This window comes from Novosphingobium sp. BL-S-24 (genome assembly GCF_055521575.1).
The window spans coordinates 1,499,476-1,512,707 of record NZ_CM145488.1; the positions used below are offsets into that span (position 1 = coordinate 1,499,476).

13 protein-coding genes are annotated in these 13,232 nt (G+C 61.3%); 6 read left to right on the plus strand and 7 right to left on the minus strand.

Annotated elements, in window-relative coordinates; translation table 11 throughout:
• Nucleotides 1–47 precede the first annotated feature (47 nt).
• The gene (locus ACZ1JM_RS12480) at nucleotides 48–992 is read left to right on the plus strand and encodes a helix-turn-helix domain-containing protein (protein ID WP_465132718.1); all 945 of its coding nucleotides are present in this window, start codon (nucleotides 48–50) and stop codon (nucleotides 990–992) included.
• A gap of 32 nt (nucleotides 993–1,024) precedes the next feature.
• Here ACZ1JM_RS12480 and ACZ1JM_RS12485 read toward each other — a convergent pair whose 3' ends face one another.
• Together ACZ1JM_RS12485 and glpX are read right to left on the minus strand one after the other, a co-directional pair.
• A complete protein-coding gene (locus tag ACZ1JM_RS12485; RefSeq protein ID WP_465132719.1) occupies nucleotides 1,025–1,960 on the minus strand; it encodes a ribose-phosphate pyrophosphokinase in 936 nt (311 codons plus the stop codon).
• A gap of 214 nt (nucleotides 1,961–2,174) precedes the next feature.
• Entirely contained in the window at nucleotides 2,175–3,155 is a 981-nt protein-coding gene (glpX, locus tag ACZ1JM_RS12490) for a class II fructose-bisphosphatase (protein WP_465132720.1), read from the minus strand.
• 60 nt (nucleotides 3,156–3,215) lie between these two features.
• On the opposite strand from glpX, the gene ACZ1JM_RS12495 reads away from it, so the two are divergent.
• Complete coding sequence (locus ACZ1JM_RS12495; protein ID WP_465132721.1) at nucleotides 3,216–3,671, plus strand: hypothetical protein; 456 nt, start codon at nucleotides 3,216–3,218, stop codon at nucleotides 3,669–3,671.
• Between the two features lie 18 nt (nucleotides 3,672–3,689).
• Here ACZ1JM_RS12495 and ACZ1JM_RS12500 read toward each other — a convergent pair whose 3' ends face one another.
• Complete coding sequence (locus tag ACZ1JM_RS12500) at nucleotides 3,690–4,997, minus strand: homoserine dehydrogenase (RefSeq protein ID WP_465132722.1); 1,308 nt, start codon at nucleotides 4,995–4,997, stop codon at nucleotides 3,690–3,692.
• A 67-nt stretch (nucleotides 4,998–5,064) separates the two neighbouring features.
• On the minus strand, nucleotides 5,065–5,844 hold the full coding sequence (locus ACZ1JM_RS12505) for a hypothetical protein (RefSeq protein ID WP_465132723.1): 780 nt from the start codon (nucleotides 5,842–5,844) through the stop codon (nucleotides 5,065–5,067).
• Between the two features lie 440 nt (nucleotides 5,845–6,284).
• Between ACZ1JM_RS12505 and ACZ1JM_RS12510 the strand changes: the two genes are divergently transcribed.
• The 4 genes from ACZ1JM_RS12510 (at nucleotide 6,285) to ACZ1JM_RS12525 (ending at nucleotide 8,907) form a co-directional block, all read left to right on the plus strand.
• A complete protein-coding gene (locus ACZ1JM_RS12510; RefSeq protein WP_465132724.1) occupies nucleotides 6,285–6,947 on the plus strand; it encodes an energy transducer TonB in 663 nt (220 codons plus the stop codon).
• Between the two features lie 70 nt (nucleotides 6,948–7,017).
• The gene (locus ACZ1JM_RS12515; protein WP_465132725.1) at nucleotides 7,018–7,788 is read left to right on the plus strand and encodes a MotA/TolQ/ExbB proton channel family protein; all 771 of its coding nucleotides are present in this window, start codon (nucleotides 7,018–7,020) and stop codon (nucleotides 7,786–7,788) included.
• A 121-nt stretch (nucleotides 7,789–7,909) separates the two neighbouring features.
• Nucleotides 7,910–8,443, plus strand: a complete 534-nt coding sequence (locus ACZ1JM_RS12520; RefSeq protein ID WP_465132726.1) for an ExbD/TolR family protein — start codon at nucleotides 7,910–7,912, stop codon at nucleotides 8,441–8,443.
• A 29-nt stretch (nucleotides 8,444–8,472) separates the two neighbouring features.
• Entirely contained in the window at nucleotides 8,473–8,907 is a 435-nt protein-coding gene (locus ACZ1JM_RS12525; RefSeq protein WP_465132727.1) for an ExbD/TolR family protein, read from the plus strand.
• Between the two features lie 73 nt (nucleotides 8,908–8,980).
• On the opposite strand, the gene ACZ1JM_RS12530 is transcribed toward ACZ1JM_RS12525, so the two are convergent.
• The 3 genes from ACZ1JM_RS12530 to ACZ1JM_RS12540 form a co-directional block, all read right to left on the minus strand.
• Nucleotides 8,981–11,446, minus strand: coding sequence for a ligase-associated DNA damage response DEXH box helicase (locus ACZ1JM_RS12530; RefSeq protein ID WP_465132728.1), 2,466 nt, complete (start codon nucleotides 11,444–11,446; stop codon nucleotides 8,981–8,983).
• Nucleotides 11,447–11,545: 99 nt separating this feature from the next.
• Nucleotides 11,546–12,952: a phosphoglucomutase/phosphomannomutase PgmG gene (gene pgmG / locus ACZ1JM_RS12535; RefSeq protein WP_465132729.1), complete on the minus strand. Its 1,407-nt coding sequence runs from the start codon at nucleotides 12,950–12,952 to the stop codon at nucleotides 11,546–11,548.
• Complete coding sequence (locus tag ACZ1JM_RS12540) at nucleotides 12,945–13,232, minus strand: J domain-containing protein (protein ID WP_465132730.1); 288 nt, start codon at nucleotides 13,230–13,232, stop codon at nucleotides 12,945–12,947. Before ACZ1JM_RS12540 ends, pgmG begins: the two co-directional genes overlap by 8 nt.

The following is a 13,232-nucleotide window of genomic DNA, read 5'->3' on the forward strand; positions in this document are numbered from 1 at the left end:
CACAATGCTGCAAGTATCGTTAATTGGGCATTTGCGAACAGGTGGGCATGCAGCGCAACGATCGCCCGGCGGTGGATCCATCGATCGCGCCGCGCCAGGGCATTACAAAAGATGGACAGCCGCTGTCCTATAACCGCGCTCCGGCGGCGGATCTCAAGCCTTGGATTGCAAGACTGTACGTCACCAAGGTGGACCTTCCCCCGGATTACACATTGTCGTGCGGGCTGTTCAACGACACTGCCTGTCTCCGTGTCCAACTGGCTGGTCAGTGGACGGCCCAAACGGCGACGGGTCCTGTTCACGGCGAGAAGGAGGCAATGTTTTTCGGACCGCATTCCCGTCGAATGCCGGTATCTGTCAAAGGAAGCTTTATAAGCGTAGGCATGGCGATCCGTCCCGGCACCAGTATGGCTCTGTTGGGAACTAGGGTCGCTGAATTGCTGGATCGGGTAGTTCCGACAGGTTCGATCACCACCCCCTCCGACCAACTGGTCGCTTTATTCGATCCGGATGCGTCGCCGGAGGATTGGCTGCTCAGTCTCGAAAACAGTACGCGTGCAAGAATCAATGTGCTCGGCGGACAACCACCCGATCGCATATCCGCCATGTTCGAGGAAATATCATTGCGTGATCCGGGGATGTCGATCCGGGACGCGGCAAATGAGTGCGGAGTGGATCGGCGAAAGCTGGAACGTGTAATCCGCCGGGACTTCGGCTTGTCCCCAAAGCAGGTGCTACGTCGTGCCCGCGCGCTTGATATGGCAAGCCACTTGCGTGGGGTCGCGGACGATAACGAGAGCGAGGAGATAGCGCTCCGTTATTACGACGAAAGCCACCTGATTCACGAATTCACCGAATTGTTCGGTATGTCTCCGCGTCAATTCGTCAAGACACCCCAGCCAATTCTGACGCTTGCGCTGGAATCACGTCAGGCCAGGAGGCTGGAGGCACTGGATCGAATCCAGCCAGGCGAGGCCCGGCCCTGGGAATAATGAGGCAACGGGATGCGCCGAAGCGCACCCGTTCAGTCGAACAGACTGGAAACCGAGCTCTCATCCGCAATCCGGCGGATCGCTTCCCCGATCAACGGCGCTATGGTGAGGATGCGAATCTTGTCCGAATTCTTGGCCGCATCAGTCGCCTGGATGGAATCAGTGATCACCAGCTCCTTCAGCGCTGAATTGGTGACGCGGCTCACCGCCGCACCGGACAGAACGCCGTGGGTGATGTAGGCGGTGACGCTTACCGCGCCAGCTTCCATCAGGGCCTGAGCGGCATTGCAAAGCGTGCCGCCCGAATCGATGATATCGTCGATCAGGATGCAGGCGCGATCCTTTACGTCACCGATGATGTTCATGACTTCGGACTGACCGGGACGGTCACGGCGCTTATCGACGATCGACAGCGGCGCGTTGTCCAGCCGCTTGGCCAAGGCGCGAGCACGGACTACACCGCCAACGTCGGGCGACACCACCATCAACGACTGGTCGCCATACCGGGCCTGAATATCCGCTGCCATGACCGGCGCGGCAAACAGGTTGTCGGTGGGGATATCGAAGAAGCCCTGAATCTGACCGGCATGCAGATCCACGGAAAGCACCCGATCCGCACCCGCTTCCGTAATCAGGTTCGAAACCAGCTTGGCCGAAATAGGCGTGCGCGGCCCCGGCTTGCGATCCTGACGAGCATAGCCGAAATACGGGACGACTGCGGTGATCCGCTTTGCCGACGCACGGCGCAACGCGTCGATGCAGATCAGCAGTTCCATCAGGTTGTCGTTCGCCGGATAGCTTGTGGGCTGAACCACAAATACATCTTCGCCACGCACGTTTTCGTGGATCTCGACGAAGATCTCCTCGTCGGCGAAACGACGCACGCTGGCATCGGTCAGCGGCAGTTCCAGATATCCTGCGATGGCGCGGGCGAGCGGCATGTTACTGTTGCCGGACATGATCTTCATGGCGAATCCCCGTGACGGTTCGTGGGCGGAAGGTCGATGGCGCCCGCCCTGTAGCCATGAGTCATGTTATTGCAATAGAGCGGCGCGGTTTTTCACCGTGAGCCGCCTTGTCTGGACGAAAACCCCGAACAGCGATCAGCCCGAGCAGACGCACGCGCCACCTTCGCGGCAGGAGTAGGGCCGCTCGATGGAACCTCGCAGGGGCTGGGGCGTATCAGATGCGATGTTCGCCCTTGATCCAGCGCACGGTGCCCGAACTGGCCCGCATGACGACACTTTCGGTCGTCATTGTACCCCCCTTGCGCCGCTTGACACCTTCCAGCAACGATCCGCTGGTCACGCCCGTCGCCGCGAAAATGCAGTCACCCTTGGCGAGGTCTTCGAGCTTGTAGATCTTGTTCAGATCCTCGATCCCCCACTTGCGGGCGCGGGCGCGCTCATCGTCGTTACGGAAAAGCAGGCGCCCGTTGAACTGACCGCCGACGCACCGCAGGGCGGCTGCTGCAAGCACGCCTTCAGGTGCCCCGCCCGAGCCCATGTAAATGTCGATCGTCGTATCCTCGTCGGTGGTGGCGATAACGCCAGCCACGTCGCCGTCGCCGATCAGCACGACGCCGCAGCCGATCTCCCGCAGTTCCGCGATCAGCGCCTCGTGACGCGGACGATCAAGGACGCACACGATGATGTCCTCGGGCCTGACGCCCTTGGCAGCGGCAACCGCCGTGACATTCTCGGTCGGGGTCTTGTCGAGATCGATGACGCCGTCAGGATAGCCCGGACCGACCGCCAGCTTGTCCATGTAGACGTCCGGCGCGTTGAGCAGGCCGCCTTCTTCCGCCGCAGCCAGCACTGCCAGCGAATTCGGCCCAGCCTTGGCTGTGATCGTGGTGCCCTCCAGCGGATCGAGAGCGATGTCGATCTTAGGCCCGGTGCCCGGCGCGCCGCCAACCTTTTCGCCGATGAACAGCATCGGGGCCTCGTCCCGTTCCCCCTCGCCAATCACGACCGTGCCATCCATATAGAGTTCATCGAAAGCCTTGCGCATGGCTTCGACGGCAGCGTGATCGGCCGCTTTTTCGTCGCCGCGCCCAATCAAACGGGATGCGGCGATCGCAGCAGCTTCCGTAACTCGCACCATTTCAAGGACGAGGACACGGTCTAATACTTTACTTGCGGGAGTTTTATTTACGGGCATGTTCACTCCGGATTAATCCTGGGAGGAAAGGTTCGGCCCGCTTAGACAGAGGAATTTGAATTGTCGAGAAGCTGGCCTTTCCTTTTCGCCATCGCAACCTTGGGGGCCGCCCCCGCAACTGCACAGGAAGCCGCAAACTCCACCCAGCAACCTTCAAATGCCGACAAGGCACTTGCGGAAAAGATGTTGGGGGCCGGTGGCCGAATCACTCCGGACCGGATCCGCAACCGCTGCGCCAACCCGACGAGGCAAGGCGAAATCGTGGTCTGCGCACCCAATCAGGATCAGTTCCGCGTGCCATCGACCGGCGACTCTGATCCTACGTCCGATCAGGCGCTGAAGGACGGAAGGCTTCACACGCCCGACGTCGCGGGCGGCGGTATCTTCAAGGGCGCTGGTAGAGCCATCTTCGGCTCGGTGGAACAACCCTACATCATCGATCTGGCAACGATCCCCGTGGCACCTGTCGGCTCGGACGCCGACAAGATCGCCAAGGGAGAGTTGCGGGCGCCCTGATCGAAAGGCGCCCGCTCGTCACGATGCGATGATTTGCATCACCAGCGGCTGCGCCGTCAGGCTGTCCGATCCATCAAGAATGCGCAGAGCCTCAGTGACGGCGCTCTCTGGCCCGGGGTGAGTGACCACCGCCAGGATGACCTCGCCGTCATGATCCGGGTCGCCTTTCTGGATCAGGCTTTCGATGGAGACACCGGCATCGCGCATGGCAGCGGTGATATCTGCGAGAACGCCGGGGCGATCGGGCACCGTGAAGCGGATATAGGCGCTGCCGATGCGGTGGCCGGACGGTGCCGGCTCCATCGCTTCCAGCTCGGCGGTCGGCATGGAGAACGACGCGCCTTTTTCTCCGCGCGCAATGTCGATGATGTCGGCCACCACTGCACTCGCGGTAGGCCCATCACCTGCACCGGCACCCTGGAATAGCAACCGGCCCATGAAGTTGCCTTCCGCCACAACAGCGTTTGTCGCTCCGTCCACATGGGCCAGCGGATGGTCGCAAGGGACGAGGTGCGGACGAACTCGCTGGAACAGGCGGGATATGCCGTCCGATTGATCGATGGCCGCCGTGCCGATCAGGCGGATGACATAGCCAAGCGCTCTTGCCTGTTCAATGTCGGCAGCGTTGACGCGGCTGATGCCCATCGTTTCCACTGCATCGAAACGCAGACGCGAGCCGAAAGCGATGGCGGCAAGGATGGACAGCTTATGAGCGGCATCAGTCCCCTCGATGTCGAAGGTCGGGTCCGCCTCTGCATATCCCATGCGCTGCGCATCCGCGAGAACGTCCGCGAAATCACGCCCTGTGTCCTCCATGTTGGAGAGTATGTAGTTACAGGTGCCATTCAGAATACCGTAAACCCGTTCAATCGCGTTGGCTGCGGCCCCTTCGCTCAGCCCTTTGATCACCGGAATGCCTCCCGCCACGGCAGCCTCGAATTTCAGCGCCACTCCAGCCGCTTCCGCTGCCGACGCCAATTCCAGGCCATGATGCGCAATCATCGCCTTGTTGGCGGTGACGAGCCCCTTGCCCCCGATGATGGCATTGCGCGCAAGAGCAAGCGCCGGGCCATCCGAACCGCCAACCATCTCCACCACAACATCCACGTCGTCGCGAGCGGCGAGCGCAGCGGTATCGTCCTCCCAATCATAGCGGGATAAGTCGACGCCACGGTCCTTGCTGCGATCACGCGCGCTGACGGCGGCAATCCGGATCGGACGGCGCGCCCGGCGGGCGATCAGTTCGGCGTTCGTCTCGATCAGGCGGACAACCCCGGTTCCGACAGTTCCCAGTCCGGCAAGCGCGATATTGAGCGGTTCGACCATGCAAGCTCCTTTTCGGGAGCGCGCACTAAGACAGGCGGAGAGGAATTTCCAGCGCCTTGCTCGAGACCTACCGAAGCGACCGCTCGCACGGCCCAAGTTCACCCAGCACCATACGGTAGTCCGACAGGGCCTGCTGCTGCGCTCCGGCGCTGGCGGAAATGTTGGCTGCAGGGGGCGGAAGGTTGGGCAGTGAACAGGCGAGGCGATACCATTCCAACGTGTTGCGAGCCGGCGGGGTGCCTACATTCGCAACGAGTTCAGAAAACGAAACGCCCCAACTTGGCGGCGAACCCGCCTCGTGCTTGACTGAAATCGATGCGGCAGAATTGTCCTTCGTTTTCAGGAAGATTTGCGTCTCCCCCTGCCCCGCGAGATTACCCGGAACGAACAGTAATTCGCGCACGCCAATAACTTGGGCAGGGGCATCCGGTGCAGTCAGTTCGCGCAGAATGGATCGAACGCGGGCATCAGCTTGCGGCGTCCATGGCTGTTGAGCGGTCGGACTAACCAATTGCAATTCGGTCGGGCGCCCCGGCACTGCGCGTGCAAAAAGCAGCACATCCTGCTTCTTCAACTTGGGCGCCTTACCTCTGGCATCCAGCGGCAAATCCACGAGATAGCGGATCGATTCGCCGAGTGGCGCCTTGCCTGTCAGAAGCGCCTTGGTACGCGCCTCCACGTAAAACCGCCCATATCCCGGCTTCGGATTACTCATCCGGGCATCGGCGATCCGCATCATGTCTGTCACCTGCGCGTGAACGACAAGGCCTGCCGAATCAGCAAGACTGGCGACGTCGGCATACGTGACCTCCTGCGGACCGACAGTGGCGCGCTGCGTTTGTGCCATGATGGGAGAAGCGACGGGAACAGACGCCAGGCAAGCAACCGTCAATAGCCTTACAAGGCGCCGCGATTTCAAATGCATAAACGAATATCTCCGTGGAAACGCGCTGGCTTATAACCGCACTGCGGCACATACACAAAATTGGACTGGATCAATGTCGGCTAACGCGGCATGAATTATGCGTTAACCTATGTAGGGACGATAAGTCGTTGCGTGGGACGGGCTTCACCGTTAAGAAGTCCGCAATATGGGGCAAAAATAACATAAAATGCCCTACGGTTTGCCTGTCCGTCGGGTTTTGTTTCGGAGAGGCGGACTGTCAGCCGTCAGGGTGGGTAATTTGATTTTCGTCATGGGTTTTCCCTAAAGGATAAGCCATGGGCGCCCTTGGACACGTCATGTAAGGATTGGTCCGGGGCTTGGTAATGGAGTGATGCGTCTGAATGGCTTACGCTGACCAGCAAATGAGCGGTAGCAAGATTACCGCTCTTGTCATTGTCGCCTTGATCCACGTCTTCGTCGGCTATGCGCTCGTCACCGGCTTGGCCTACAAGGCGGCGCAACAGGTCATCAAAAAGGTGACCACCGTGGATATCAAGGAAGAGAAACCGAAGGAGGAGGAACCGCCGCCACCTCCACCTGAACAACCGGATACGCCGCCGCCGCCGATCGTGGCGCCGCCGCCGCCGATCAACATTTCGCCGGCTCCGCCGCCGATCCAGACAGTGATTACCCCCCCGCCGGCGCCGCCGGTGGTGATTACCACTGCTGCTCCGCCGGCACCGCCGCCGCCGCCGCCCGGACCGTCGAAGGCACGGGGCGTAAGGCCTAAGGGCCAAGCTGGCTGGGCTGGCCGTATTCAGTCCAACTATCCGACCCGGGCTGCGCGTGAAGAACGCGAAGGCCGTGTGGGCGTACGCGTTCAAATCGGCGCGGACGGACGGGTCAGCGCATGCTCGGTATCGGGTTCAAGCGGCAGCCCCGACCTCGATGAGGCGGCTTGCGACGGTATGACGCGTTATGCGCGGTTCGATCCGGCGCTTGACGATGCGGGTAACCCGATTTCGTCGTCTTACTCGACCGCGATCGTCTACAAGCTCAACTAACTGAAAGATGGTCGGGACGGCACCTTTTGGTCCTGACCAGCTCCTGCATTCTTCTTGAGAGGTAATTCGCATGCTTATCGTTGACATCCTTGCCGCCGGTGCGGGCGCGCCGCAGAACAAGTTCGGCTTCATGGAGGCGCTCGAGCAGGGCGGCTTCATCGCCTACGCGACCGTGATCATCCTCGGCGTCATGTCGTTCGGCTCGTTCTACATCCTTTTCACCAAGTGGTTCGAACAGTCGAAGATCCTGCGCCAGTTCGGCGTGATCCGCACGTCCTTCTGGAAAGCTCCCACCCTGCGTGAAGGCGCCGCCAAGCTCGACAAGAACAGCGCCTGGCGCCAGCTCGTCGACGACGGCATCGCTGCGGAAGACCAGCACGCCAAGATGACCGATTCGCTCGAAGCGCACGACTGGCTGCACGGCTCGCTCGCTCGCTCGGAATCGACCATCAATGCTCGCCTTGCTGGCGGCCTGCCATTCCTTGCAACCGTTGGCGCAACCTCGCCGTTCATCGGTCTGTTCGGTACGGTGGTCGGCATCTATCGCGCACTGATCGCCATCGGTCTCGCCGGTTCGGCATCGATCGACAAGGTCGCAGGCCCGGTTGGTGAAGCTTTGATCATGACCGCGCTTGGTCTGCTCGTCGCGGTTCCCGCTGTGCTTGCCTATAACTACCTGCAGGCACGCAACAAGCGCATCGCCGAACTGCTGACCGGCTTTTCGAACGACGTCCTCGCCAACATCACCTCGAAGGGCGCAGTCAAGCCGTCGATCGCCTCTGCCCCGGTGAAGACGACTGCCGCTCCCGCCAAGCCGACTGCTGCTCCCGTCAAGCCGTAAGGAGCACGGGTAGGGCGAAGACCTTTTGAGATCTTCGCCATCCCGCAGGGGATCGGGTGACGGCACGATGCATGCGCAATCCGTCACCTGCCCCAGGCAACGCAAGGATTAGGATAAGACTATGGCGATTTCCACGGGCGGAGGTGGTGCAGACGCACCAATGTCCGACATCAACACGACGCCGCTCGTCGACGTCATGCTGGTGCTTCTGATCATCTTCCTGATCGCGGTCCCGGTTGCGATCCAGACGATCGAGAAGCTGCGTATTCCGGTTGTGGAGGCAGTCGAATCGAAGGATAAGGTCGAAAACCTGCTCCTTACCGTTTCGACCACCGACTCGTCCGGCCGTACGGCGGGCGAGCCCGGATACGAAGGCGCAGTGCGCGGCGGCGAATGCCGTATCTACTTCAACAACGTCACTCCGGTTACTTCCGAAGAACTGCGCGACCAAGCTTTCAAGCGTCTTGACGCTATCGTGAAGCGTGAAGGTGGTCCGCAGGCTCTCATGGCGAACCCGGAGCTCATTCCGCAGGTCCACATCCGCGGCGACGTCAACGCCCCGTGGCGCTGCGTGGCCGGTGCGATCTACAACGTCCAGATTTCGGGTTACCCGACGGTTGGCTTCATCACCAACCCCGTCGATCCGAACGGCTGACGTTCAGGCAGGAACAGGAGTAACTTTCCATGGCAATGTCAGGCGGCAAGGATGATGGCTCGCCGATGATGGAGATGAACACGACGCCGTTGATCGACGTCATGCTCGTTCTCCTCATCATGTTCATCATCACCATCCCGGTTGCGACCCACTCGATCGACATCGATCTGCCAGTGGCAACCCCTCCCACGAACGAACCGCCGCCGATTGATCCGGTCAAGAACAAGATCGTGCTTACCCAGGACAGCAAGATCTTGTGGAACGGTACGCAGATCGATCAGAACGGGCTGGTAACCTCGTTGCAGGCAACCACTCGCATGACCCCCGAGCCGGAACTCCAGTTCCAGCCCGAGCCGGATGCCAGCTACGAGTTGTCGGCACAGGTCCTGCAAGTGATCAAGGCGGCGCAGGTCACCAAGTTCGGCTTCGTCGGCAACGAACAGTTTGCGAACTTCGGCAAGTAAGCCAACGGTTCTGGAACTGGTCCCCTCAAGGACACCTAAAGGGGCGGAGCGATCCGCCCCTTTTCGTTTGCCGCTATTCTTCTTCCGGTGGGTCTACTCGCATGGCGACCGATGCCAGGCTCTCCGCCTCGACAAGCAAGTCGTCATCAGCGGCACCGGATGGCATATTCTCCCGGCCAACCATCGACAGCGCCGGGACCGAAAGCGGACTGATCCGATCCAATCGGACATGGTCGATTTCGCGCGCCGCCCGGTCGAGCACATCAGCGACCCGCCCCACATCGGTCATCCTTGCCCGCGCATCAGCCCACGCCGCCTGAATCAAAACATGGTCCGGCTCATACTTGCGTAGGACGTCGTAGATCAGGTCGGTCGAGAACGTGACCTGGCGGCCCGACTTGCGCTTGCCGGGCTGCTGTCGCTCGACAAGCCCGGAGATGACGGCCACCTCTCGAAACGCTCGCCGCAAAAGGTGGGATTGCTGCACCCAATCCACGAACTCATGCGTAAGAATATCCGGCGAGAGCAGCGCGCGGGGATCTTCTACCGGCTGCAACGCCCACACCGCCAGCGTATAATCGGTAGCATTGAAACCCAACGGACCAAGGCCGCGATCCTCCATTCGCCGGGTGATCAGCATTCCCAGCGATTGGTTGGCGTTCCAGCCTTCGAACGTATAATAGCTCGTATATTCCAGCCCACGATGCGGAAAGCTTTCTACCAGTAATCGCCCCGGCGCCGGCATGTGCGAACGGTAGTCCTGCACTTCCAGCCACTCGCGAACGTCATCGGGAAACCGCGCCCATCCTGCGCGATCGACCAGCATCGCGCGTACCCGGTCCGCCAAATGGGTGGTGATCGGCATGCGCTGCCCGGAATAGCTGGGGATCACCGCCGATCGCTTGGCCGCCCGGACGATCAGTTCCTGATCCTTTTGTGCCTCCACTTCCAGGTCCATCCCTGCAAAGCGAAACGTATCGCCGGGCGACAGAGTAGCGCCGAAACCCTCCTCCACCTTGCCCAACGATCGACCGTTGCGGAACCGTATGTCGATCATCTCGGCATCGACGATGATCCCGGCATTCAGCCGATGCCGAGCAGCATGTTCCGGGTGGGTCAGCCGCCAGGTGCCGTCACGATCGCGGACGATGCGGCGGAACCGGTCATACGAGCGCAGGGCGTACCCACCCGTCGCCACGAACTCCAGCACTCGAGCAAAAATGATCTCATCCACCCAAGCATACGCCAGCGAGGACCGAATCTCCTGCAGGAGGACATCCTCGCGAAAGGGGCCGGCGCAGGCGACCGCCATGATATGCTGGGCCAGCACGTCCAGTCCGCCGGGCCGAAATGGATCGCCATCGCGCTGACCTTGCCGGACCGCTTCTTGCGCCGCGAATGCCTCCAGAAATTCGAAACGATTGCCCGGCACGAGGATCGCTTCGCTTGGGCAGTCCAGCCGGTGATTCGCGCGGCCAATGCGCTGGAGAAGGCGGGAGGACCCTTTAGGCGCGCCCATCTGGACGACCAGATCGATGTCCCCCCAATCGATTCCCAAGTCCAGACTTGCGGTACAGACCAGCGCGCGCAGCTTACCATCGGCCATCGCTGATTCCACTTTGCGACGCGCCTCGCGCGAAAGCGATCCATGGTGAATGCCGATGGGCAGGTTGCCCTCGTTCACGTCCCACAGTTCCTGGAATATATATTCTGCGAGAAAGCGGGTGTTGGTGAAGACCAGCGTCGTCCGATGCTCGCGGATCTGTTCGATCAGTTGGGGGATCGCCCAGGTTGCAGCGTGTCCGCTCCATGGGATACGCTCTTCACGCGGGAGCAGGATATCCACCACCGGGTCGGCGCCCTCCTCCCCCTCGACCAGTTCGACGGTATCGATCTCACCCCATGGCGCGAGCCAACTGCGATACTCGTCGGGGTCCGCCAACGTCGCTGACAGCGCAGCGCGTTGCATGCCCGGCGCAATCGCCTGCAGCCGCGTCAGCGCTAGTGCCAGGAGGTCGCCGCGCTTTCCGGTGGCGAACGCATGGACCTCATCGATCACCACGCGTTTCAGGCTGGCGAATAGGTCGGGTGCCTCTGGATAGCTGAGCAAAAGAGATAGAGATTCGGGAGTCGTCAGCAGGACATGGGGAGGTCGCGCGCGCTGACGAGCCTTGCGATCTGACGGTGTATCGCCGCTGCGAGTTTCGACACGGATGGACAGGCCTATGTCTTCGATCGGTGCGATAAGATTGCGCTGCACGTCAGTCGCCAGAGCCTTTAATGGCGAGACATACAGGGTGTGCAGTCCGTCACCCGGCCCTGCCCCAGCATCCAATCCTTCTGCATGCGACGGGCAGAATGCGGCCAGTGTCGGCAGGAATCCGGAAAGTGTCTTTCCTGCGCCGGTATCCGCGACCAGAAGCGAGTGATGGCCGCGATCGGCAGCGCTCAGCATTTCCTGCTGATGGCGGCGTACGCGCCAGCCGCGAGAGTCGAACCAAGCGGTGATCTCGAGCGGAACGGTGCCGGCGTCGTTCATCGACACGGCGGGATAGCGACTGGTGGTGAAAGTATCGACACGGTCAGGAAAAGCGCCGTCCGGTCGGGAGTTGCATGCGCTCCATTGCAGCCACCATGATCAGGTCCGAGAAACACCCGATATCGCAAGTTGGCGGTCGATTTCCGCCACAAGGCGCGCCAACCCGTCAGGCGTGTTGCTTTCAGCGCGCGCAGTCAGTGCTTCCTGCGTGTTTGATGCCCTCAGCAACCACCAACCATCCGCCGCAGACACTCGCACGCCATCCATGTCCTCAAACTGCGCGTTCATCCCAACAAGGCGGTGACGCACCTCTTCGATCACAGCGAACTTGCGATCGGCCGCCACCCCGAAACGTAGCTCGGGCGTATTGTGCATTGCAGGCATCGCGTCGCGCAGGTGCGTGACACCGGCACCCAGCCGCGAGCAGGCCACGATCAATCGAACAGCGGCAAAGAGGCCATCGTCATACCCAAAATGATCGTCTGCAAAGAAGAAGTGCCCGCTGGTTTCCCCTCCCAGCAATGCCCCCGTCTCATGCATTCGGGCCTTAATATGCGAATGGCCGGCCGGGGCCATCAACGCCTTTCCGCCGAGAGCGGTCACCGTATCGAACACTAGCTGCGATGCCTTCACATCGGCGACAACCCTCGCGCCGTGATGACAGCGGAGAACATCCCGAGCATGGATTGCCAACAGCTGATCCGCGTCCACTATGCGCCCCTGTGCGTCGATTACGCCGATCCGATCGCCATCGCCATCGAATGCGACCCCGAAGTCGAGCTGCTCCCGTGCCACCAGTGCCCGCAAATCGGAGAGGTTGCCCTCCACCGTGGGATCAGGATGGTGATTGGGAAACCACCCATCCACTTCGGCGTAAAGAAGATGGTGCTCGCCCGGCAAAAGGCTGGTGAGCCGTTCCATTGCAGGCCCCGCCGAGCCATTTCCGGCATCCCACCCGATCCTCAAGGTCGCTGCATCGGCTTCGGTGCCGGCTAGCCCTTGGATAAGCCGGTCGACATAGGCTGGTAGCAGTTCGACATCTTCGACCCTGGCCGCTGGAGCCAAAGCAGGCCCCCAATGGCCCGCCTCCGCCATCGGCCCCAGCGCTGTGATATCGGCGCCGAAAAAAGGGCGGCCGGCGAGGACGATTTTGAAGCCATTGTGATCGACCGGATTATGGCTGCCGGTCACCTGGATCGCCCCAAGTACATCAAGTACATGCGCGGCGTAGTACAGCATCGGCGTGGCAGCCAGACCAACGCGAATGACATCGACACCGCCCTGACGCAGCCCGTCGGTCAGAGCGTGCTCCAGCATCGGTGAACTGAGGCGACCATCGCGTCCCACAGCGACTTTGCCGCCACCGGCCCGGCGCACGATGGCCGCGAAGCATCGCCCCAGCGCAAAAGCGTCCGCAGCATGGAGAGTCTGGCCGACAATCCCGCGAATGTCGTATTCACGCAGGATCGTGGGATGGAAACGATGCGGATGCGATGCTTCAGGCATCCTCTGCCGGGAGCTGAGCCAGCAGCACGTCGCGGGCGGCGTTGGCTTCGTGGACCTGTTCCTTGCTGCCCCCGCGATCGGGATGGACCGCGACCACGCGCCGGCGGTGCGCCTCCATGATGTCGCGTCGGTTGGCGCCGCTTTCCACGCCCAGCAGGACGCGCGCCTGCGCCGCCTCGAACGACGGGACCGCCTTGACCTTGGGCTGCCATGGCCAACGCCCGGAATAAAGACGCCAGGCGATGCAGCCCAATGCGATCAGCCAGACCAGTTTGATCAT

What these genes read in the sequence shown, in the direction of transcription:
- ACZ1JM_RS12480 (WP_465132718.1), top strand. Translation starts at nt 48, where the DNA reads ATGCAGCGCAACGATCGCCCGGCGGTGGATCCATCGATCGCGCCGCGC.
- ACZ1JM_RS12485 (WP_465132719.1), bottom strand. Translation starts at nt 1,960, where the DNA reads ATGAAGATCATGTCCGGCAACAGTAACATGCCGCTCGCCCGCGCCATC.
- glpX (WP_465132720.1), bottom strand. Translation starts at nt 3,155, where the DNA reads ATGCCCGTAAATAAAACTCCCGCAAGTAAAGTATTAGACCGTGTCCTC.
- ACZ1JM_RS12500 (WP_465132722.1), bottom strand. Translation starts at nt 4,997, where the DNA reads ATGGTCGAACCGCTCAATATCGCGCTTGCCGGACTGGGAACTGTCGGA.
- ACZ1JM_RS12505 (WP_465132723.1), bottom strand. Translation starts at nt 5,844, where the DNA reads ATGGCACAAACGCAGCGCGCCACTGTCGGTCCGCAGGAGGTCACGTAT.
- ACZ1JM_RS12510 (WP_465132724.1), top strand. Translation starts at nt 6,285, where the DNA reads ATGGCTTACGCTGACCAGCAAATGAGCGGTAGCAAGATTACCGCTCTT.
- ACZ1JM_RS12515 (WP_465132725.1), top strand. Translation starts at nt 7,018, where the DNA reads ATGCTTATCGTTGACATCCTTGCCGCCGGTGCGGGCGCGCCGCAGAAC.
- ACZ1JM_RS12520 (WP_465132726.1), top strand. Translation starts at nt 7,910, where the DNA reads ATGGCGATTTCCACGGGCGGAGGTGGTGCAGACGCACCAATGTCCGAC.
- ACZ1JM_RS12525 (WP_465132727.1), top strand. Translation starts at nt 8,473, where the DNA reads ATGGCAATGTCAGGCGGCAAGGATGATGGCTCGCCGATGATGGAGATG.
- ACZ1JM_RS12530 (WP_465132728.1), bottom strand. Translation starts at nt 11,446, where the DNA reads ATGAACGACGCCGGCACCGTTCCGCTCGAGATCACCGCTTGGTTCGAC.
- pgmG (WP_465132729.1), bottom strand. Translation starts at nt 12,952, where the DNA reads ATGCCTGAAGCATCGCATCCGCATCGTTTCCATCCCACGATCCTGCGT.
- ACZ1JM_RS12540 (WP_465132730.1), bottom strand. Translation starts at nt 13,232, where the DNA reads ATGATCAAACTGGTCTGGCTGATCGCATTGGGCTGCATCGCCTGGCGT.